General features: G+C 53.2%; 15 protein-coding genes. 11 read left to right on the forward strand and 4 right to left on the reverse strand.

What is annotated here, in order from left to right:
- Positions 1–44: 44 nt before the first annotated feature.
- Positions 45–1,415: an envelope stress sensor histidine kinase CpxA gene (cpxA, locus tag BJJ97_RS06025; RefSeq protein ID WP_039363412.1), complete on the reverse strand. Its 1,371-nt coding sequence runs from the start codon at positions 1,413–1,415 to the stop codon at positions 45–47.
- Entirely contained in the window at positions 1,412–2,110 is a 699-nt protein-coding gene (cpxR, locus tag BJJ97_RS06030; protein WP_010308725.1) for an envelope stress response regulator transcription factor CpxR, read from the reverse strand. Before cpxR ends, cpxA begins: the two co-directional genes overlap by 4 nt.
- Before the next feature lie 153 nt (positions 2,111–2,263).
- On the opposite strand from cpxR, the gene cpxP reads away from it, so the two are divergent.
- The 11 genes from cpxP to BJJ97_RS06085 all read left to right on the forward strand — a co-directional run bounded on the left by cpxP (position 2,264) and on the right by BJJ97_RS06085 (position 19,376).
- Positions 2,264–2,788 carry a cell-envelope stress modulator CpxP gene (gene cpxP, locus BJJ97_RS06035; RefSeq protein WP_095993377.1) on the forward strand — a complete coding sequence of 175 codons (525 nt, stop codon included), beginning with the start codon at positions 2,264–2,266 and terminating at the stop codon, positions 2,786–2,788.
- Between the two features lie 418 nt (positions 2,789–3,206).
- A complete protein-coding gene (locus tag BJJ97_RS06040) occupies positions 3,207–3,575 on the forward strand; it encodes a helix-turn-helix domain-containing protein (RefSeq protein ID WP_095993378.1) in 369 nt (122 codons plus the stop codon).
- 268 nt (positions 3,576–3,843) lie between these two features.
- Positions 3,844–7,593 carry a DUF4132 domain-containing protein gene (locus BJJ97_RS06045; protein ID WP_095993379.1) on the forward strand — a complete coding sequence of 1,250 codons (3,750 nt, stop codon included), beginning with the start codon at positions 3,844–3,846 and terminating at the stop codon, positions 7,591–7,593.
- Between the two features lie 69 nt (positions 7,594–7,662).
- Complete coding sequence (locus BJJ97_RS06050) at positions 7,663–8,772, forward strand: AAA family ATPase (protein WP_095993380.1); 1,110 nt, start codon at positions 7,663–7,665, stop codon at positions 8,770–8,772.
- Between the two features lie 59 nt (positions 8,773–8,831).
- Positions 8,832–11,393 carry a DUF5682 family protein gene (locus BJJ97_RS06055; protein ID WP_095993381.1) on the forward strand — a complete coding sequence of 854 codons (2,562 nt, stop codon included), beginning with the start codon at positions 8,832–8,834 and terminating at the stop codon, positions 11,391–11,393.
- Positions 11,390–12,541: a VWA domain-containing protein gene (locus BJJ97_RS06060; RefSeq protein ID WP_039486783.1), complete on the forward strand. Its 1,152-nt coding sequence runs from the start codon at positions 11,390–11,392 to the stop codon at positions 12,539–12,541. Before BJJ97_RS06055 ends, BJJ97_RS06060 begins: the two co-directional genes overlap by 4 nt.
- On the forward strand, positions 12,538–14,610 hold the full coding sequence (locus tag BJJ97_RS06065; protein ID WP_095993382.1) for an SWIM zinc finger family protein: 2,073 nt from the start codon (positions 12,538–12,540) through the stop codon (positions 14,608–14,610). The genes BJJ97_RS06060 and BJJ97_RS06065 overlap by 4 nt, the downstream gene beginning before the upstream one ends.
- Before the next feature lie 291 nt (positions 14,611–14,901).
- Positions 14,902–16,089 (forward strand): sugar transporter, encoded by a 1,188-nt coding sequence (locus BJJ97_RS06070; protein WP_039514095.1) that lies wholly within the window; start codon positions 14,902–14,904, stop codon positions 16,087–16,089.
- Positions 16,090–16,171: 82 nt separating this feature from the next.
- Entirely contained in the window at positions 16,172–17,074 is a 903-nt protein-coding gene (gene fieF, locus BJJ97_RS06075; RefSeq protein WP_095700936.1) for a CDF family cation-efflux transporter FieF, read from the forward strand.
- Positions 17,075–17,281: 207 nt separating this feature from the next.
- The gene (pfkA, locus tag BJJ97_RS06080; protein WP_039486786.1) at positions 17,282–18,244 is read left to right on the forward strand and encodes a 6-phosphofructokinase; all 963 of its coding nucleotides are present in this window, start codon (positions 17,282–17,284) and stop codon (positions 18,242–18,244) included.
- A 202-nt stretch (positions 18,245–18,446) separates the two neighbouring features.
- On the forward strand, positions 18,447–19,376 hold the full coding sequence (locus tag BJJ97_RS06085) for a LysR family transcriptional regulator (protein ID WP_095993383.1): 930 nt from the start codon (positions 18,447–18,449) through the stop codon (positions 19,374–19,376).
- Here the strand turns inward: BJJ97_RS06085 and BJJ97_RS06090 are convergent.
- Both BJJ97_RS06090 and BJJ97_RS06095 read right to left on the reverse strand, forming a co-directional pair.
- Positions 19,363–20,091, reverse strand: a complete 729-nt coding sequence (locus BJJ97_RS06090; RefSeq protein ID WP_095993384.1) for a DUF6250 domain-containing protein — start codon at positions 20,089–20,091, stop codon at positions 19,363–19,365. The two genes, BJJ97_RS06085 and BJJ97_RS06090, sit on opposite strands and share 14 nt — an antisense overlap.
- Positions 20,091–22,886, reverse strand: coding sequence for an exo-rhamnogalacturonan lyase family protein (locus tag BJJ97_RS06095; RefSeq protein ID WP_095993385.1), 2,796 nt, complete (start codon positions 22,884–22,886; stop codon positions 20,091–20,093). The genes BJJ97_RS06090 and BJJ97_RS06095 overlap by 1 nt, the downstream gene beginning before the upstream one ends.

Below are 22,886 nucleotides of genomic sequence, written 5' to 3' on the forward strand. Positions count from 1 at the left end.
GTTATAGAAGGAAACGTCGGTGGTGGGGAAAGTGCCAGCCTGATTTACCGTTGGTGCAGCGGCAGCCAGATGATCAGACGCAATCCGCCTAGTGGACTGTCTTCCGCTTTTACCCAGCCTTTGTGCTGCGTAATGGCAGTTTCCACGATGGCGAGCCCTAAACCGCTGCCGCCAGATTCGCGGTCACGCGCTTCATCCGTACGGTAGAAGGGACGGAAAATCTGTTCGCGATCTTCCGGACTTACACCGGGGCCATCGTCATCCACTTTGATGGTGATGCCCTGATTATCCACCGAGAAGGCCACTTCGATGTGGTTGTGAGAATAACGCAGCGCGTTGCGCACGATATTTTCCAGCGCACTGTCGAGCGAGGCCGGGTTGCCAAAGAGTGTCCACGGTCCCGGAGGATAGGGCACTTCCAGCGTTTTCCCCATCTGCTCGGCTTCAAAGGCGGCATCGTCTAGCACATTGCCCCACAGTTCATCGGCACGTAGGAACTCACGGGTCAGTTCGTTCTTGTGCTGATTGCGTGAGAGCACCAGCAGATCGTTAATCATGCTGTCGAGCCGCTGGGTTTCTGTCGCGATGCGGTTCAGTTCATTGCCTTCACCCTGACGCCGACGCAGCAGCGCTGTCGCCAGTTGCAAGCGTGTCAGCGGCGTACGCAGCTCATGAGAGATATCCGACAGCAGGCGTTGCTGTGCGGTCACCATCCGCTCCAGCGCGCTGACCATCTGATTAAAGCTGACGCCCGTCGCCTGAAACTCCTGCGGGCCAGATTCCAGCTCAGGATGCTGACGTAAATTGCCTTTGGCGACTTCGTCGGCCGCGTGTTTGAGCTTACGTGCGGGTTTCGCCAGACTCCAGGCAAGCCAGAGCAGCAGCGGTGAACTGATCAGCATGGTGAAGATTAGCAGCAGCAAAGGACGGTCAAACAGCAGACTAATGAAATCGGACTGCGGGCTGCTGGCAGGACGAATCAGGTAAAGCTGGTAGTTGTCATCACCATCGCGGATCGCAAAGGGGCCAAGAAGCTCAATGCGGCCGTAATTTTTCTTTTGCGGATGATCGGCGTTATCCGACAGCCCGATAAAATTACGCACAATCGGGGTTTCATGCTTCTCTACGCCGAAGATCCGGCCTTCACTGGTGACCAGAAAAAGGCGCTGTCCCGGCGGAGCCCACTTCTCCAATACCCAGAACAGCCGTAACCACCAGCGCAGATCGTTGGCTGGCGTGTTGGCGAGGTCCGCTTCAATGTGCTGTTCCAGCATGATGCCCTGCCGCTGCTCGTTTTCCAGCAAGGCGGTAAGCTGGCGCGAGTCCAGCTTGGGCACCATCAGAACCAGCATGAGTACCAGCGCCAGCGTTAACCAAAAAATGGCAAAAATACGAGCGGTCAAACTATTGATCATGCAGCCGATACCATCAGATAGCCTCGTCCACGCAGCGTTTTAAACCAAGGCAGACCGTCCTTGCGTTCTGGTAATTTACGTCGCAGGTTCGAGATATGCATATCGATCGCGCGGTCAAACGGTGTCAGCCGTTTCCCCAGCACTTCCTGACTTAAATGTTCGCGTGAAACCACCTGTCCCAGCCGCTGTGCCAGCAGATAGAGCAGCGTGAATTCGGTGCCCGTCAGATCCAGCACGATATCGTCGAAGCTAGCTTCCTGCCGTCCGGGGTTCAGACGCAGGCCATCAACTTCCAGCGTCGGGGCGCTGTTATCACCCGCCTGCTGTTGATCGGTCCAGTTCGAACGGCGGAGAATCGCGCGAATTCGCGCCACCAGTTCCCGGTCGTTAAAGGGCTTCGGCAGATAATCATCGGCACCCAGTTCCAAGCCAAGAACGCGGTCTAATTCACTGCCGCGGGCGGTCAGCATAATGACCGGTGTTTGATGCTGTTGTCGTAGTTCTTTTAATGTATCGATACCGTTTTTCTTCGGCATCATCACATCCAGTAATAACAGGTCAATGGTGTTATCTAATATCTGTAACGCCTGCTCGCCGTCGTAGGCGACAACGACGTTAAAACCTTCCATTTCGAGCAATTCTTTCAGTAAAGCGGTTAGCTCTCTATCGTCATCAACCAGCAGAATTTTATTCATGTTTTCTCTACCTCCAAGGGCAAAATACGACATAGATTAGCGCTATTCCATGACTTTACGTAGTTTTACATCCTCTGACGCATGTTTGCAGCAAGATGCGTAGACTCCTGTTCATTGATTCACAAAATGACGTACCGCACTGGAGAGTTATTGATGCAACGGTTCGCAACCTTATCTCTTGCTTCACTGCTTATGTTAGGCACTTTTACCGCCTTTGCAGCAGAAAGTGGAGACGCTCCGGCGAGCGGCTGGCATATCGATGATTCCTCCACAAAAGGCGCACCCGGCCAGCAAGGTATGTTCGATGGCGTGAGGCTGACGGAGCAACAGCGTCAGCAAATGCGTGATTTGATGCACCAGAGTCGTCAGGACAAACCGGCGTTTAATGCCGAAGATGTTAAAGCCATGCATCAGTTGGTGACGGCAGAAACGTTTGATGAAGCGGCGGTGCGAGCGCAGATAACCCGAATGATGAGTGTGCAGCTTGAGCGTCAGATTCAGATGACCCGAGTGCGCAACCAAATGTATAACCTGCTGACGCCAGCGCAGAAAGAGATATTAGAGCTGAAGCATAAGCAACGCATGAAAGAGATGCAGCAACAGATATCCATGTTTAACCAGATGGCCGCGCCGGCACCAGGTATGACAAGCCAGACCGAGACAGATAATCCCGAGTAGTAGCGCTAGTGTAGTAAGTAGTCTGTAGTAAGCGTAGTGCAGTCCGAGTAGTAATGTGTAGTAGGTACACACCCTGTTTTTCCTTGCCATAGACACCATCCCTGTCTTTTTGCCCTCCATGATGGAGGGCTTTTTTTTGGTTTTTTTAAAGTAGGTAACGCGCTTTGACTGCATATAGATACATTTAATAATTAGATTTTAATTAGATATTTATTGTCTTGATTAGCTAATTGTCTTATTGTTTGTTCATTCTAAGCGGATATGCACTTTAAGAAATCAAGGAAACTGATGGTAAAGGTTATCTGTGAGGTTCAGGCGGTCAAACGCAGAACCTCAACGACTTACTAATTATCAGGTTGGGTAACCCGCCAGTTTCCTGATGACATACACCGCGACTCACTGACACCCGGATGAAATTATGTCAAAGCCACAATTTATCAATGATATGAACGGCCAGCCTCAGTTTGTTGTTCTACCTATCAGCGAGTATGAAAAGCTGCTGTCTGATAGCAATTCAGGCTATGAGGATATTCCTTATGTTGCCGATGCGTATGACAACGAAACCGTGCCTAATGATGTGGTAGAAATTATGTTCCGTGATGATGTTAGCTTGCTTGCGGCATGGCGTATCCATCGCGGATTATCACAATATGATGTAGCTGAAAAGCTAGGGACAACGCAATCAGCGGTTTCGCAATGGGAAGCGAAAGACTCACGACCTCAGAAGAAAACCCGAGAGAAATTGTCTGAGATTTATCACTGCCGCCCAGAACAAATGATCCTTTGATTGTATTTCTGTGACCCGCTTCGGCGGGTTTTTTTTATCTGAAAATAACCACGTAACTCTTGATGTTTTCATTAATATTGCGATATTTTCAATCAATTCTATTTTCACCTAAAATTTTGGATAAGATCCAAATGAATTGGATTTATTCACTATGAAAATCACAATAAGCGAAATTAAAATTTGTAAAAAAAGATGAGTTTTGAAATTGAGAATAATCACAAATCATGTTAAAAAAGTACTGTTTATCTATACATAACCAGGTGCTGACATGATAAAAAAATTATTCGATCTGTTACCGATTTTTGGCGACAAGAAAGTAACGCCGACGGAAACGTTGCTGCAAGAATCTCTCTTGCCGCTTGCCGAACTTGATAAAACGTTGCCGAAGAAAATATTTCATTATGTCATGACGGGCACCGAATCTGAGGTTCTTTATACCTTAAATCAGTTAGATTCTGATAAAACAATCGTCCTGCTGGACAAACCGGGTACGGTTAATTGGTTCTATGTTCACAATAATAGTTTTAATTCCAGTGAGTATAGTAAAATAATCAGGCAGGCAAGGAATTCGCGTTATAAACTCTATTCCATGGTAGGTAAAGGGCTAACAAACGAGCAAACGGTACGCTTTGCAAAAGTATTAGCTGCGGCATGTCAGAATAAAAATATAACAATAATAACTGACGAAGTGCCCAATTGGATGATTTATTTGCTCTGTGATGCGCTGGCCACTACGTTGAAAAGCACATCCAATGAAAAGCTGAAACTAAAACACCGTGCTGGCTGGAGTATGGAATTTCTCGCTGAACTGGTTGCCAGTGAGCAGCATGATGAGAAAGGCGAGAATATTTTATTTGCTATTTTTGATCGGAAAGAAATAGGTGAATACTATAGCTCGGAGTTAGAGATTTTCTTTGAACTCCCTGATTTGCAGACATATATCGAAAATCATGCACAGTTTGTCCGCACGACACTAATGGACAAACTTTCTGCACCCGGCCTGATTCAGTTCCTGAAATACTTGTCCGATCGTGAAGCGTTGCGTGTTTTTTTCTCAGATGTCATTGTTAAATTAGCAATGGATCAGAAAAAAACGGTGCGCAATGAAGCTGAACCGCTGCTGAATACGCTTCCCGCTAATGATGTCAAAAAATACCTGAGTGATATCCTATTTAACGGAACGCCAAAACAGCGATCTCAGGCTGCCGATCTCTTTGCACGTCAGGGCGAAAATAAAGATATTTTAGAGCAGGCGTTACAGTTAGAAAAAAGTAAGGCTGTGATAAAAAATATCGAAAGTGCCATTATGCGTTTTGATGTCGTTGATACAGCACAGGATATTGCACTCCCTGAATTACCTGAACTCACGCTGTTGGCTGACACACCGTTGCCTGAAAGTGCAAAAGATATTCTTGTCGAAAACCTGAACGAGATGGTAGAAAAAGCAAGAATAAATGCAGAAAAAGAAATAGAGGAAAATAAATCAAGTGCGCACAAATACAAATGGGCACAAGAGAATTATGCTAACTTAAAAAAATTGAGTGTTGAGCATTGCGGTGCTTTGGTTGATAAGCTTAATCATGCTAATGGTAATAATCAATTATCTAGTGAAGATACTAGCATTATTCAATATAAAAAACGTATTAGCAGTCTTCCTGAGTTTACGTTTTATCATGCCATGAGAATTATTTTTGGTAACATGTATGCACACTTCAGTCTAGCCACTGCTCGAATAGAACATGAAACGCCTACTCATATTATCGCTGGATTGGAATTACGACAAATTGAAGGTGTTTTGCAGGCGTTGGCATGCCCAGAACCTGCACGGATCACCGCCTCGCTATGTTTAGAGTCTTATAACCATGGGTTGAGGCTATTTCCTAAACCGGAACAGCTATGGCCTTTTTTCTCTCAAAATCCAGACTATATCGCCGAAGCGTTAGGGCTATTGCCGAATAAGAGCGACCATAGCTATCGCCGATTTGAATTGAGTCAGGCCTTTGAGTTGCTTGATAAATTCCCTGCTATCCCCGCGCAGTTTATTCCCCGCATTATGGAACTGGCCTTAGGTGAGAATAAAACGTTCCGCGTGAGTGCGCAGAAGTTGCTTGAAAAATTGCCGAACGTGCATGTGAATGTGCAGGAAAGCCTACACTCTGCGAAACAAGAAATCCGTATTACCACGGTCGAATGGCTAGCGCGGATAAAAAATAAAGACAGCATCGCGCCGCTTTATGCATTGCTAAAAAAAGAGAAAAGAGAAACCGTCCGTGCAGCACTGTTGGCAGCGTTAGAGCAGTTTGGTGAGGATATTTCACCGTATTTATCCGAAAAGGTATTGCGTGACGAAGCATTGAAGGGACTGAAAGCAAGCCCGCCTGCGAGCATGAGCTGGTTTGACTATAACGCGATACCGCCATTGAAATGGGAAAACGGCAAGGCCGTCGATGCCGACATTATTAAATGGTGGATCATCCTGGCGGTGAAATTAAAAATGCCCGCGGGTAATACGTTATTACAGCGCTATGTTGGCTTATTAGCCAAAGAGAGCCAGCAGAAGCTGGGTCATTTTGTTTTACATGCCTTTATCACGCACGATGTAAAAAATCCGTCGCTGGAAGAAGCGATGCTGGAAGCGCATAAGGATGCGCCGGGACGTTTAAAAAGCTATCAACGTTATTTTGAGCTTTATCCTGACTATTACCAACAATATGAGCATTACACGTTAGAGCAGGTGACTGAAGAAATAAAGCATGAAGTCTTACGGCGCTATTTAGGTTCTGCCATCACCGAGAAAGGCATGCTGGCGTTGATTAGCTATATCGAAGGCCATGTTGCCGTCTCCGCATTACGCAATTACACGCGTGACCATTATCAGCGTCGTTCACAGATCGAAGCGATGATCAGCGCGATGGCGATTAGCGACGATCCGCTAATTATCCAATTGTTGCTCTCCCTTTCACGCCGCTACCGTACCGCAGCGATTCAGGAAAAGGCGCGTGAGTTGGTCAAAGGCATTGCCGATCGCAATGGCTGGAGTGCCGATGAGCTGGCCGATCGCACGATCCCGACGGCGGGATTGGATGAAACGGGCACGCTGGTGCTGGAATACGGCGAGCGGATCTTTACTGCACGCATGGACAACAAACAGAAGTTGGTGCTGCTGAATCCGGAAGGCAAAGAGATTAAAGCCCTGCCTGCGGCGCGTAAAACGGATAACGAAGAGCAGATAAAAGAAGCGAAAAAGCTGTTCTCATCGAGCAAACAGGAGCTGAAACAAGTGATCGACCTGCAAACCGCACGTTTGTATGAATCGATGTGTGCTCAGCGCCAATGGTCGAGTGAGGACTGGCAGACTTACATCATGGCTCATCCTGTGATGCGTCCGTTAATCGAGCGATTGGTGTGGCAAGAAGTGAAAGATGAGCAGGTGATCAATACCTTCAGGCCAACGGATGATGGTTGTTTAATCAATCTTGATGACGATGAGGTTGAATTATCGAACGGTTCGGTGATTCAGCTTGCACATGCCGCCATTGTCGATAACGACACGCGTGAAGCCTGGCTCGCGCACTTTAAGGATTATAAAGTGACGTTTTTGTTCTCGCAGATGGTGAATACGCTGCCTGAACTCGATCGTAAACTGGTTGAAATTGAGGACAAGAAAGGGTGGTTGAGCGATACGTTCACGCTGCGCGGCGTCTTGACCAAGATGGGATACCAGCGTGCGCCAGCGGAAGATGGCGGGTCGTTTGGCCATTATTACAAGCATTTCAGTAGTTTGAATTTGTACGTCAATATTGGGTTTAGCGGTAGCTACGTGCCAGAAGAAAATATTCCGGCGGTCTTGTTTGATTTGAGCTTTGAGAAAAATCAGCAAAATTATTGGGATCGCAACAATCTGACATTACAAGATGTCCCGCCCATTTTACTGGCAGAAAGCTATGCCGATTACCTGAAAGTCGCTGAAGCCTGCTCGGGATACGATGCCGACTGGGAAAGCAAAACGCCTTGGTAATCCGCTTATGGAGCCAGCACGCCTTGTGCTGGCTTCGTTCATTATTTTGTGGCGAACAGAGACACGAACATGGAAAAACACTCACCGGCAGCCAACGATGTGCTGCGTCAACATGCTGAAATCCGCTTTGCTGATGAATTAGCCCGCCTGACCAAAGCGGACGAAAATAACCCGAAGCCGCAGGGCTGGCTGCGTTCACCCCGTGCGGTGCGCCAGTTTATTCTGGGTGACGATGCCTTAGATATTTCCGCGAAATTTTTTGGCGATAACGCGCTGGTCGATCGGGCGATTGTGACGCTGCTGGGGAAACAGGGATTGATGCTGGTTGGCGAGCCCGGAACCGCGAAATCGATGCTGTCTGAGCTGTTTGCGGCGGCAATATCGGGCGATTCCGGCCTGACCATTCAAGGCACGGCGGGAACGACGGAAGACCACATCAAGTATTCATGGAACTATGCGCTGCTGCTTGCCGAAGGCCCCACCGAGCGCGCGCTGATCGGTTCGCCGCTCTATCAGGGGATGATGCAGGGCAGGATTGTCCGTTTTGAGGAAATCACCCGCTGCCCGCCGGAAATACAAGATGTTCTGGTTTCTTTGATGTCTGAAAAACAGCTGATGATTCCTGAAATGGGTGAGCAAGGGCGGATCAGTGCTAAGCCCGGTTTTAACCTGATTGGCACGGCGAACCTGCGCGATCGTGGCGTACATGAAATGTCAGCGGCATTAAAACGGCGCTTTAACTTTGAAACCGTGAGGCCGATTCAAGACCCTGAATTCGAGATTGAGCTTATTCAAACACAGCTTACGCGTGAACTGGGCGATCTGGCCGCGCTGATCACCGTGCCGCCGAGCGTCATTGAACTGCTGGTGACCACATTCCAGGAACTGCGCTCGGGCAATACGCGTGATGGCGGCACCATCAAAACGCCAGATGCGGTGATGTCGAGCGCGGAGGCAGTCAACATTGCCTATGCCTCCGCGCTTGAGGCGCATTATCTGGGCGATAGCACGCTGAATGCGGGCGCCATCGCACGCCAGATTATCGGCGTGGTGTTAAAAGATAACCCTGACGATGCCAAACGTATGCGCTACTACGTTGATAACGTAGCGCGCGAGCGGGCAAAAAGCAGCGATGACTGGAAAGCGTTTTATGATGCCTCACGACAGTTTTGGAAGTAAGGCCGTGGCCAATTGTTGTTGATGATTTCACGGACACTTTTTCATGAGGAAACGCGCTGGTGAGTCTTTCGAACATCGTATTGCCTGCACGAATGGAACAGGCGCTGGCAACATGGGATTTTTTGCAGTCGCAGCAGATCTATTTTGCGCCGGTTCGCCACCATAGCCCTGCCTGCGCCTATGGCCTGCTGTCATTGATTGACGATATCCAACCCGATCACATTTTGATTGAGGCTCCGGTCAGTTTTAATCACCTGCTGCCAGATTTGCTTCACTCTGATGCGAAACCGCCTATCGCGGTGATGGGACAGGCTGACTTTCAATCCCGCGAGCCGCAAGAGGGCGAAACGCCGCAAGCGACCACGCGCAGCGCTTTTTTCCCTTTTTGTGACTACTCACCGGAATGGGTTGCGCTGCACGCGGGGCATCGTCACAACGCGACACTGCGCTTTATTGATTTGCCGTGGGTTGAGCAAATCGCGATTGAGGAACGTCAGAATGATGCCAGCCAGAGCCTGCAAGAGGAACGCTATCTCGCCCACAGCCAGTTCATCTCGGCACTCGCAAAAAAATGCTATTGCCGCGATCACGATGATTTGTGGGAGCATTTATTTGAATTACGTTCGATTGAGGCGCTGACCGACTGGCAACAGCTTTTCCGCGATACGCTGGTCTGGTGCGCGTTGGCGCGACTGGATTATGAGCCTCAGGTTTTGGAAGCTGAGGGTTCTGCACAGCGTGAGGCGCATATGCTCGCGGCTATCATGCAGGTTCGTGCCGAAAACCCAACGGGGAAAATTCTGGTCGTCACCGGCGGTTTTCATTCGCTGGCGCTGCTCGAAGGGCTGTCTCACGACGGGAAATCGTTCAATGCCTTCACGGATGCCGCGAAGAAGCAGTACCAAAAACAGCTTAAGCAGGCGGAAAACGACAGTGCGTGGCTCATCCGCTATAGCTTTGACAGATTAGATGCGCTCAATGGCTATGCCTCCGGCATGCCTGCGCCTGCGTACTATCAGCGAAGCTGGCAGATGCTCATGGCACAGCGGGGCGAGCGGCTGACGGAAAGAGGGCAGGCGCTCACGACTCAGGAGCACCGCAATAACATGGGGATGCGTTTTTTGTCTGAGGTTGCCAGCCTGCTCCGCACTAAATCTTTTGACGATCCGCCCAGCTATATCACGGTAAAGAATGCCGTCGAGCAGAGTGTACGGTTAGCGGCATTGCGCGGGCATGAAGGCCCTGGTCGTTATGATCTGCTGGATGGGCTACAAAGTAGTTTTATCAAAGGCAGTATCGATGATGCGCAACGCGATCTGTGGCTTGAGATCAAAAAGGCGTTCTCCGGCCATGCGTTAGGGCAGATTCCGGCAGGCAGCGCGACGCCTCCGCTGGTTGATGAAACCTATCGATTAGCGAAATACCATCGCTTTAAACTTGATGACACGCTCGTCAAACTGAGCCGTTTGGATATCTATCGCAACCCGCAGCATCGTGCCCGCAGCCGCTTTCTTCACCTGCTCAGCTTCCTTGAGGTGGGCTTTGCAACGCGCAGCAATGGCCCTGATTTTTTGAGCGGCCACAATCTCGATCTGCTATTTGAAGAGTGGCACTATGCGTGGACACCGTCAGTAGAAGGGCGGCTGATTACGCTCTCGGAGAAGGGAAGCCAGCTCGAAGCGATTGCCATCGATAAATTACTCTATCTGGAAAAACAGTTAGAGGAACAGGGGCAGAATCGGTCGAGCAAGAATGCGGTGCAGGTGCTGATTCAGGCGGCACTGTTGGGCCTACAGTCGCGTTTAGCTGGGTTATTCCGCTTATTGCATGACGATATACACAACGATTTTCGGCTAAGTTCGCTCGTGGAATGCGGGCATAGTCTGATTCATCTCTGGCGCGGGCGTGATTTTCTTGGCTTACGCAATCAGCCTGAGTTAACTCAGCTGCTGTTTAAGCTGGTTCCACAGGCACTGTTTTGTTTACCGACCATCGCTGCGGGCGATGAGTCACAGCAGGAAGAACATTTCACCGCATTGCTTGCCTTGCGTGAGCTGATTGAATTTATTCCCACGCTCGATCCCTCTAGTACCGTCAGTCGCGATTTTTACCACCAGTTACAGCAGATCGCCCCGGAATTAAAGGACGTGCCGTTGTTAAAAGGGGCGGTTGATGCGCTGCGCTATCTCGGTGATGACATTGATGAGAGCACGCTTGATGACAATCTATCGAACGTCTTTAGTCAGGGTAGCGATTCCGAGCAGGCGGTTCGCTATTTTGTGGGATTAATGCGTGCCGCCCCTGAGCTGATTATCAAAACGCCGCGTTTGGTCGATAAGTTAAACGCGCTGATGTTGCAGTGGGATGATGACCGTTTTCTGCATGTGTTGCCCGACTTGCGTTTTGCCTTCAGCCAACTCACACCGAAGCAGAATGCGACGTTAGCGAGCTACATCGCCGAGCAGTGCGGTTTCTCTGAGCCGGAAATGCACCTTTGGCAAACGGATTTCACGCAACAGGAACTGCTACAAACGATGCAGTTAAACCAAAAGCTGAAACAGCAGCTGGCGGAAAACGATTTACTGTCATGGTATGAAAAAGAGAAGGGTGCAGCCCGATGAGTGCGCAAGATCCGCAGTCTGACGATAAAGAAAAAAACGGCAAACGCTGGCGATTGATTCTGGGCCACTATGCCGACGAGGCATTAGGTAACGCGACGTTTGACGCACAAGACCTGAAAGTTGAGCGTACTCTGGATTATCTCTATCGCCGTGAATATCAGCGTCGTGGGCTTAAGCAGGAAGGAGGGCGGCATGGCTCTTTGGATCAGTCTCAGCTGACGGCGGTTAACTGGCTCAATCAGGCGCGTAAATTGTTCCCCAGCAGCACGTTTGAGCGAATGCAATCGCAAGCGATTGAACGCTATGAAATCTCGCATTTATTCAACGATCCGCAGGCTCTGCAAGCGATGGAACCCACGCCCGCGCTGGCTAAGGCGTTATTGAGCTTGCGTGGGCGGATGAATGAACAAACGCGTGAAGCGGTGCGCGACATTATTCGCAAGGTGGTCGATGAGATATTACGCACGCTGAGGCCGACGTTTACGAATGCGCTTACCGGTCGCCGGAATCGATTCCGACGTTCACCTGTCGCCAGCAGTCAAAATTTTGACTGGCGTGCCACGATTGCGGCCAACCTTAAGCATTTTGATCGTGATAAGAACCGGCTGGTCATTGAAACACCGCATTTTAATTCACGCATGCAGCGGCATATGCCGTGGGATGTCATTTTGTGCGTCGACCAAAGTGCTTCGATGTCCAGCTCGGTGATGTACGCGGCGGTCTGCGCCAGCATTCTGGCGGCGTTGCCGGCGGTACGGGTTTCATTGATTGTATTTGATACACAGGTGGTTGATTTATCGCATCTTGCCCACGATCCGGTTGAGGTGCTGATGACGGTGCAACTAGGAGGCGGGACAAATATTGCGAAAGCCATGCAGTACTGCGAACAGCGAGTACAAAACCCGAAACGCACCATCGTGACGTTAATCAGCGATTTTGAAGAAGGCGGCGCGCTGAATCGCCTGCTCAGCTGCGTGCAGCGCATGCACAGTCAGCAGATCACGCTGTTAGGGCTTGCCGCGCTTGATGATGCCGCACAGCCGGTATACGACACCGCCATCGGGCAAAAACTGGCCGATCGTGGCATGCACGTTGCCGCGCTAACGCCGGAGCATTTTGCGCAGTGGCTGGCGGAGGTGATGCGATGAGCTGGCAATCCCTCTACCTGAATTATGATGACGATGCGCTGGGCGTTTTTGCGAATGTCGGTTTATTGCGCCGGGCTAAAAAAGATCTGGCTGGCGACAACGTGAAATTAGTGACTGACGCTGGGCAAGAAGGGCATTTTGTCAGCGATGGTCAGCAGGTGGTGCTGAATGCGCAGGGGATACAAACTGCGCGGTGCGACTGCCCAGCGTCGGGCTGCTGTAAGCACATTTTGGCGGCGGTGTTGTGGTTACAAGCCCATGCTGAAGGCGGTGCGGAGCAGACCACGGCCCTTGCTGAGGAAACCACCGCACCACCGATAGACGTGCTTGCCGAGATCTTACAGCTTGATTCTGAGGCGTTAATGAAGCAGGTCGGCAAAGTGCAAACGCGGCATGCCGCGCGATTTGTTCAGATGTGGGCGGAAGAATCGGTGAGGACGGAATCATTGCCCAACCAGCTTAAACTTCACCTGCCGACGCTGGAAAGCCCCGTTATCTATCTGGCTGGGGCGGGATTTGCTGGCATGTTGTCGGATTTCTTACGGGATAAACAGCCGGCTTTGCATCTTGCTGCCATTGCCTGCCTCTTTGAAGCCAACCAACGCGTCTGGCCGTGGCCCGAGGATTGTCTGGCTCAGGAGACGCAGGTGCGAGCGCTACATGCCGATGAGCGTGCGCTGATTGCTACGCTTCACACGTTTATTCAGGATATCCTGAACCAGGGGCTGTCGCATATCAGTAAAAGCAGTGCGCGACAGCTTCATTTGCTGAATATGTCCGCGCGTGCGGAAGGGCTCCCACGACTGGCGGGCTATCTGCGTAATGTGAGCGGGCAGGTCAGCCTATTAGCAGACAGGCATTACAGTCTGGAAGAGCGTGATGTACTGCTGTTCATTGCCCGCCTGTCGGCCTATTTATACCAGCTTGAGCAGGCGACGCCTGAGCGCTTGCTACACCTGCGCGGGCAGGTGCGGCGGCAGTATCAACAACAGCCTGAAGCCTTATCGCTTGTACCTTTGGGCGCGCAGTGGTGGGCCACCGAAGGCGGTGCGCGTGGTGCCACCTTTTCGTTTTGGGATAGTGAAAATCAGCAACTACTGCACTGCACACAAGCGCGCGCCGATTACCATGATGTGACGTTTAGCCAGCAGGGCGTGTGGCAGGGGCAGGCTATGTGGAAACAGCTGGGCGAGCACATCATGCGTGCTCCCTTTACGCTGCACCACCCGCGTTTTTCTGACGACGGGAAATTGGCCGCAGGTGGCGACAGTTACGCGAATCTTGAGGGCACGCCGTGGCCTGCTGCCGCCTATGCGCAGTGTAAATCGACGTGTGGCATTGCCGACTGGTCGCTGCTGTTTCACTATTTTGAGCAAGAGAATCAGGATTACCCCCAGCCTCTGCTACTGCATGTGCAGCGCTATGAACCCGTCGTCTGGAATGAGGTGGAGCAGCGCGTGGTCTGGCCGGTCTTTGATGACGCAGATAATGCGCTGTATCTGAGCCTAAACTGGGAAAAAACGCAGCATCAGCGCATAGACAGGCTCAAACAGGCGACTCAGCAAAAGTGGACGATTGTGGCGGTGTTGGTTCAGCCCCGTCGCCGTGGGAATGACATTGACCTCCATCCTTATTCTCTCCTGGTGAGCGATGGCAGCGCGGTGACCGCGTTTTGTTTGGATTTTCAGACCATCAAGACCAAGAAAACCGTGCCCAGTTTTATTAGCCATATTCAAACGATGTTTGCGGAGAGAAAGCAGCGTAAAACAGTGCAGCGTCCCTTGCCCACGCTGGCACAGCGGGTTTGTCGCCCAATTCTTGATGTGCTGGACGCGCAGGCTTGCACCGGACGTCGACATTTAACCTCAACGCAAAGAGAGCAGTTGCAACACGGCATGAAAACGGCCAATGAACTGGGCTTAACGCTCGTTGAAAACGCGTTGTCGCACTATTTAGCGCAGCCCCAGCCGGAAGTGGATAGCCTGCTGCGGCTCGTCTTTCTTTGCGACAGGCTTCAGCGTTTTCAAAACGGGTTACCGATTGTGCTACGCCAAGCGTCATCTGCGTAGCGCCTTTCCTGACAGAGAGCAGGTTAGAGGCGGAATAAGAAGGGCACGAAAAAGACAGCGTAAGGGAGTGGTAAAGCGTAGAATGTGAGCACCAAAAATGATGCTCATGAATGTTCCCTTACCTGTCTTCAGGCTTTTGGCTGACATCCTCATAAAAGCACGCTGAAATACCCTTGGCCGCTCGCCGATTACACGGCGATGTCATACTTTCCCTGTACCATTGCTTCATCGCGTTAGCCTCTGCCACGACAGGGGGCGCATTCTTTTATTTTAACTTTTGATATCAATACCATGACCCGTTCTTCCCGTTCGACCGCCTGGTTACGCGTCGTCAGCCTTTCTCTGGCGGCCTTCATTTTTAACACCGCTGAATTTGCCCCCGTTGCGCTCCTGTCAGACATTGCCGCCAGCTTTTCCATGAGCGCCGCGCAGGTCGGGCTGATCATTACGATCTATGCCTGGGTGGTCGGGCTGATGTCGCTGCCCTGCATGCTGATGTCCAGCGATATGGAGCGACGCAGCCTGCTGATCAAAATCTTTATCCTGTTCGCCGTCAGCAATGTGTTGTCCGGTCTGGCCTGGAACTATTGGGTGTTGGTGATTGCTCGTATCGGCGTGGCGCTGGCTCACGCGGTATTCTGGTCGATTACGGCATCGCTGGTGGTGCGTCTGGCACCGGCGGACAAAAAAGCGCAGGCGTTAAGCTTGCTGGCGACTGGCACGGCGCTGGCGCTGGTGCTGGGGTTACCGCTAGGGCGTGTGGTCGGGCAGTATCTGGGCTGGCGTGTGACGTTTGTCATTATTGGCCTGCTCGCTGCGGGGATTATGCTGGGTCTGATGAAACTGCTGCCCGTGTTGCCGAGCAGCAATTCTGGTTCGTTGAAGAGCCTGCCTCTCCTGCTTAAACGTCCGGCGCTGCTGTGTGTGTACGGCCTGACTGTGATGATCGTAACCGCGCACTTTACCGCCTACAGTTATATCGAGCCTTTTATTCAGAAAGTGGCGCTGTTGAGTGAAAACTTCACCACCATCTTGCTGCTGATTTTTGGCGGCGCCGGCATCATTGGCAGCATGCTGTTCAGCCGCTACAGCAGCAAATACCCGGCGGGCTTTCTGATTGTTTCGTTCGCGTTTCTGGCGGTGTGTTTACTGCTATTGCTGCCTTTGTCATTCAGCGGTTGGAGCCTGTCGACGCTCTGTGTCGTCTGGGGGATCGCCATTATGGCGCTGAGCCTGGGGATGCAGGTTAAGGTGTTGACGCTGGCGTCGGATGCCACCGACGTGGCGATGGCGCTCTACTCAGGAATTTATAACATTGGGATCGGTGGCGGTGCGCTGCTTGGCAATCAGGTGATTGTCCATTTGGGCCTGCCCGACATCGGTTTCATTGGCGCGGCGATGGCGATACTGGCAACCGTGTGCTGTATTTTTACGTTTGTCCGCTATTCACGTGTGTTAAAAACGTCATTGGCGAACTGAATACGGGTAACGACCCAAGCGACCCTTTTTTCCGTCAAGGTCTCCGTTTTCTGTAAGGGCATCCGTTTTACGTGAGGGCATGATGAATCCACACTATGCACGTCTGGTGACGCTGGCAGCCGTGAGCGCAACGGCCGTGGCGCTGGTGCTGTTCATAATGAAGGTGTTTGCCTGGTGGCACACTGGCTCAGTGAGCCTGCTGGCATCGCTGGTTGATTCGCTGGTGGATATCGCCGCGTCGCTGGTGAACCTGCTGGTGGTGCGCTACTCGTTGCAACCGGCGGATACGGAACACGCCTTCGGCCACGGTAAGGCGGAATCGCTGGCTGCGCTGGCGCAAAGCATGTTTATCTCCGGCTCGGCGCTGTTCCTGATCCTAACGGGGCTGCAACACTCGCTGGAGCCGCAGACGCTGCACGCGCCGGAAGTGGGCATGTGGGTGACGCTCATTGCGCTGGTGGTTACGCTGCTGCTGGTATCGTTCCAGCGTTGGGTGGTGAAGCGCACGCACAGTCAGGCGGTACGTGCGGACATGCTGCATTATCAGTCCGACCTGTTGATGAACGGCGCGATTCTGGTGGCGTTGGCGCTCAGTTGGAAAGGCATTACGCGCGCCGACTCCCTGTTTGCATTGGGTATTGGCGGCTATATTTTATATAGCGCGTTACGCATGGGGTATGACGCTGTGCAGTCGCTGTTGGATCGCGCACTGCCGGAGGACGAGCATCGCGCGATTGCTGAGGTGATTGTGAACTGGCCGGGCATTCGCGGCGCACATGCGTTGCGTACCCGACGTTCTGGCCCAACGCGCTTTATTCAACTGCATCTGGAAATGGATGACACGCTGCCGCTGGTTCAGGCGCATCAAATCGCAGACGAGCTGGAGCAGGCATTGCGTGAACAGTTTCCGGGTGCCGATATTATTATCCATCAGGATCCGGTTTCTGCCGTGCCGGAAAATCAGCGTGGCAGGCTGACAGCATAACCGACCCTGTTTTCAGCGTTTTATGTTAAAAACGTGATACGCCATGAAAATTTATGCACAATTTAGCCTGACCTGAATCAATTCAGCTTCGGGTGTTTGTTATAATATGCTAATAAAAGAATAAGGCGTTGCTGCCTGTTTCACGGCGGCGGTGAATTTACGATAGAAGAATCCTGCAAAATTACATCTACAAGTCCAGAGGTTGTCATGATTAGAAGAATCGGAGTGTTGACGAGCGGTGGCGATGCACCAGGTATGAATGCGGCAATTCGTGGTGTGGTTCGCGCTGCACTATCGGAAGGGCTGGAAATTTATGGCATTTATGATGGCTATCAGGGCTTGTACGAAGATCGCATGGAGCAGTTGGATCGCTACAGCGTATCGGATGTGATTAACCGTGGCGGCACGTTCCTAGGCTCCGCACGTTTCCCGCAATTTCGTGATGAAGCGGTGCGTCAGGTCTGCGTAGAAAACATGAAGAAACGCGGTCTAGATGCGCTGGTTGTCATCGGCGGTGACGGTTCCTATATGGGGGCCAAGCGCCTGACCGAAATGGGTTTCCCTTGTATCGGCTTGCCCGGCACGATCGATAACGATGTAGCGGGTACGGACTACACCATCGGTTACTTTACCGCGCTGGAAACCGTGCTGGAAGCGATTGACCGCCTGCGCGATACCTCCTCTTCACACCAGCGTATTTCCATTGTTGAAGTCATGGGACGCCACTGCGGCGACCTGACGCTGGCGGCGGCGATTGCCGGCGGCTGTGAATTCATCGTTCTGCCAGAAGTGCCGTTCAGCCCGGAAGATCTGGTCTGCGAAATCAAAGCGGGCATCGAAAAAGGCAAAAAGCACGCGATTGTGGCGATTACCGAACTGGTGTGCGATGTCGACGAACTGGCGAAATACATTGAGAAAGAAACGGGACGCGAAACCCGTGCGACCGTACTTGGCCACATTCAGCGCGGCGGTTCGCCGGTTGCCTACGACCGTATTCTGGCCTCGCGTATGGGTGCCTACTCTATTGAACTGTTACAGCAGGGCTACGGTGGCCGATGTGTCGGTATCCAGAATGAAAAAATGGTGCACCACGACATCGTTGATGCCATTGAGAACATGAAGCGTCCTTTCAAAGGCGACTGGTTGGATACAGCGAAAAAACTGTTCTGATCGACCTGACAAACGTTGATGCCCTCGCCAGATGGCGGGGGCGCTATCCTCTGTATTTCCCCCAATCTTTACCCTCCCATCACGCTAGCGCCTACGCATATAACTGGTGAGCATATAAACATCGGTTTTATTATTTTTTCTGCACGCCTAGACCTGCTAGCCTGCCCATTCCTTCCGTCTTGATGACACGCTGATTGCCGCTATGAATATCGATCTTCGCCAACTGCGCCACTTTATTGCCCTGATTGAGCATCGCAATTTTACATCGGCGGCACAGGCGATGAAGCTTTCTCAATCCGCTTTCAGCCGCAGTATCCAGTCGCTGGAGCAGACCATTGGCACGCGTCTGATTGATCGCATGAACCAACTGGAGCCGACGCCGAAAGGCTTGGTGGTGCTGGAACACGCGCGTCGCCTGATTAATCAGACGCACGATCTGTTTAATGATATCCAGCAGTTCAATGAGAAAGAGGCGGGCGAAGTGAATTTTGGCTGTGGCCCGGCTCCCGCCGCCTGGCTTATGCCACAGGTGATCGGGGCTTTCTCGCGACATTATCCAAAGGTGCGGATGGTTTTTCGCGTCGATAACTGGCAGGCGCTGGGCCATCGACTGATGGCTGAAGAGCTGGATTTCATCGTGGCGGATATGCGCAACTTTGAATTCGATACCCGCTATCGCGTACAGCCGCTGAGCCAGCACCGCTGGGGATTTTGCTGCCGTAGCGGACACCCGCTGGCGACGCAGGAAGAGATTACCGTTGAGCAGTTCTTTTCCTATCCGCTGGCGGCAACGATCCGCCCACCCAACCTGCACCGCGCGCTGGTGCAACTGAGCGGTAAACTGGATATTCGTACCAGCATTGAGTGTGAGAATGGCTACAGTCTGCTGGACGTGGTACGCCATTCGGATGCCATCGGGACGACTAACCATTTCAATGAGCCCGATCGGCACGGTATTCACATGTTGAAGATTGCCGGTCTGGACGACAACACCGATGAATTTTATACCCACTACGGCATTATCTATCTGGCGGACGCCCGCCTGTCTCTGCTGGCGCGCAAGCTGATTGAAACCTTCGTGCAGGTCGACAGCGACCTGCACGGCGCACCTGTGGCGCTTACAGCGGAGTGATGCTGAACTCGCTGATTTCCTGACGCGAAAAGACCGTCCGAAAGCCGAAATAGCCCGGAGCGGGCGTATTCGAATAGCTGGCATGGAAATAGAGCACATCGTCGACCCAAAAACGCGTTTCCCGCCGATCCACTTCAATCACGATGCGATAGCGATGATGAGGACGCAGCAGATGCGCAGCATCGGTGTACTCACCGAGCAGCAGGCGCTCGCCGTGACCGTCGTAATAGCGAAAGCGCGTGGTGCTATTCCAGTTACCGCCCATCCCGACATAGTACAGGTTCAGGCTGTCATATTCGTTGAGCTTGCCGTACCGGGTAAACAAGTTCGGGTGGTGCAGGTCGCGCGCGGCCCAGAACTGGTTCAGGTCGGATACGCGGTCGTAAGGACGATCTGCGACCAGAACTTCCCGTGTGAAGGCGATGCGATAGGTGCCCGAGAGCGGGGCATCCAGCCAGATCGTCAGCCCAGAGGCGCTTTCCAGCGTCAGACGCTCTGGCGTTGTCTGGATCGCCGTGCGCTCAGGATCTTCCTGCTCCACCTGCCAGCGTAGCGGCTGACCAGCGGAATCCGTGGACCAGAGAAACGTGGAACGGTGTGGCGAATCGATAATTTCACGCGTGCCGTCTGCCTGCGGCGACAGGAGGAGCGTGTTTTCAGTACAGCCTGGGTCAGTCATGGTGATGTCCTGTAGCGTGCCGCCGGGTGGCGGCATTAAGAAGAGGGAATGTCATCCAGCAAGGCCAGCAGGGCGATAGCCGTTAATCCCCACTGGGCGACGGCGTTGGTCGCCAGATTGGCGGCTGCGGTGCTGCCGGAATGTTTATCAATGGTGGAATCGATCACCGGCTCATTGATGGGATAGAGCACGATAGGAGGCGTTAAGCGCCGCTGTTCGAGAGTCGGATGGGCGATGCCGCCGCTGCCAGCGGTAAACTCTGCCCAGGCGCGCTGAGCCAGCGTGCGATCGTTTAACTGTCGGGCGGCAAAGGCGGTCAGTCGAGCATGTCCCTGAGCCAGATTGAGCTTTTTCACCGTCTTACCCACGGCTGCGCTTAGTGCAACTGGGTCGTTATACAGCCGGCAGTAATCGAGCCACGCGCGCGTAAAGGCAGGGTCGGGCAATGCCTCAACCAGTTCGCTACAGATTTCCGTCAGACCAAAAACCGCACTCAGATGTGAGATCTCAACCTGATCCGGTGGGGCCTGCACGACGCGACCGGTATCGGGGTCAATGGCCGATCCACCGGTGAAAAAGCCGTGCGGCTGGGCGGCAATGGTCTGCATACTGGTGAGCAGGCGTGCGCGCATTGCCGGATCGCCGTGCCGCTCCCAGGCGGTTAGCCAGGCGGCGGCTACCGCGCCCCAGTCCGTCCCGAAACTCAGGCTGACGTGATGCGGATCGGCGGGCGATGTCTGTCCGATTTTGCGGCCGGGCAGCACGGTACCGAGTGTACGCAGCGCCTCGACCTGTTCGTCCATCAGTTCACCGATGCGCTCATCGGCGGTGAGATAGTAGAGAAAGCGGCGGTTGGCGACGGTAGAAATACGCAACTGCTTAGCGCTGTCGCCCCAGTGGCGGACATTGTGCCGCGACCCCAGCGGACTAAAGCGTCCCAGATGGTGTACGTCCACTTCGCCCGTGTGGCGCGTCATGGCTTCCGCCATGCGAAACGCCTCGGCGCGTCCGCTGTGCAGGAAGTAATACCAGAGCCACAGATCGGTGCTGAGTTCCGAGTTATCCCACGCGTAGCCACCCACGTCGTAGCGCCAGACGTGACGGTCACTGTCATAGGTGTGCATCACGTCGCCGAAATCCCAAAAGCCGTACCATTTGCGCTGTTCGACTTCCTGTTGATAGATGTCGAAATACGCATCCAGCTGTTTCTCCAACCTGATGCGGCCGGGCGTGGTGGCAGAGGAAGAAGAGGCGGAAGCCGGTGCCCACAGTGGGCCAAACGCCTGCGCACGATGCAGATCCTGTGCATCTGCTACCAGCAGCGGCGGTTGCTGCATACGACGCGCCCGACTCACCAGATTTTCTGCGTCAGGCGTCGCGGGCAGCACATCGATAAACAGTTCGCTGGTGCGTGCCACGCCGACCGCCGAGCCGAAGCCCGGTTCGTAATCTTCGTAGGTGATCGCCAGCCCTTCGCGCTGTTTGTCGTGGGTATCCTGACCCAGCCCGTCATGGTAAAAACGCATATCCATCGGTTCTGCCCACGGCGACCACAGCCAGAGCGTGACGGTCGCGGTGTCGGTATGGGCATTTTCAATTTCCAGACAGGCCGGATAGCTCTGCCAGAAATGACGCAGACCGAACGCCACGCCGCCTTTCGGCGTGCCCAGATAGCCGACGCCCGCCGCCCGTTCGCCGGTGGCGGAAAGGAGCCAGCCCTGTCCGGCAGCGGTGCGTTTGTGTATCTGGAAGCCGTCGGGATGGTGCTGCGTCAGGCGGTAGCTGCCAAAGGCGGGAATGTAATCCAGTCGTTTCCCGACCTCCGGTGAGAAATCTGCTATCGGCGGCGTGGCTTGCCCCGCCAGCTGCGCCGCGATAACGGCCGCGCCGGGATCGCGACGTAGTCCGCTCAGGCCGCGTACCGCCTCACGAAAGAGCCCGCCCTGATCCGAAACGAAGCGTACGTGGCGATCGTGCAGCTCTCCCTGTAGTGGAACGTCGAACGCCAGCCCAAGTCCTTTTAGGCTGAGGAGATCGTCATCGTTGTCATAGATCAGGGTGTGTATGATGCGCAGCGAATCGGTGTTCGCATAGCTATACAGCCGGATAATAAAGGGGATGTGCGTCACCCCCTGCTGCTGCGCGTGCTGCTGCGCGTGGTGCGCACCGCGTAGCGCAATCACCGTCCGCTGCGGCCCGTTTTGCTCCACCGTGACCGTCTCGATCACCCCCTGATACGCATCCTGCGTCAGCGTGCTATCCGTTTCTGTCCCTCGCTGCATGCGCAACACCAGCCTGCCGTTGGTTAACGCCAGCCGATTATCCCGCCAGATTTCCTCGATCAGACGGGGGCCAGAACGTGGAATCACGCAGCGAATGTGGCCGGTATCCACCGTCCAGCCGTGGTCATGTTCGCTGACCATTCCGGAACCCGATGGCTCCTCTGCTTTGGCTGTCGGCCGCAGCGTTAGCCCGTCTTCCGGTGGCGTGTTGCCGCCGAGCGCATGTGCCGACCATTTAATCGAGCCGTCCGGCCAGCGAGCCAGCGGCCAGCTTTGCAGGTCATAAGCTCGCTGCTGCGCGTCATGCAGTTGGAAACCACTGTCGTCGCGCACTGCCCCTTGCGGCCAGGGGACACCCCAGGTCACGCCGGTGAAAGCGAGAGGGTGCTGTCCGTCCAGCCAACGCAGGCTGACCTGCGGTGCCGCTTCGCCAGCGTAGGCTGAGGCAGGCGGCGTGGCGGCGTGCGCAGATCTCCAGAACGGTGCCGACAGCGCCAGCAGCGTGCTGTCGCGCAGGAAGCGTCGGCGTGAGTAAGTCATCTTGTCCAT

This window comes from Pectobacterium polaris, from assembly GCF_002307355.1.
In the GTDB taxonomy this organism is placed as follows: Bacteria; Pseudomonadota; Gammaproteobacteria; order Enterobacterales; family Enterobacteriaceae; genus Pectobacterium; species Pectobacterium polare.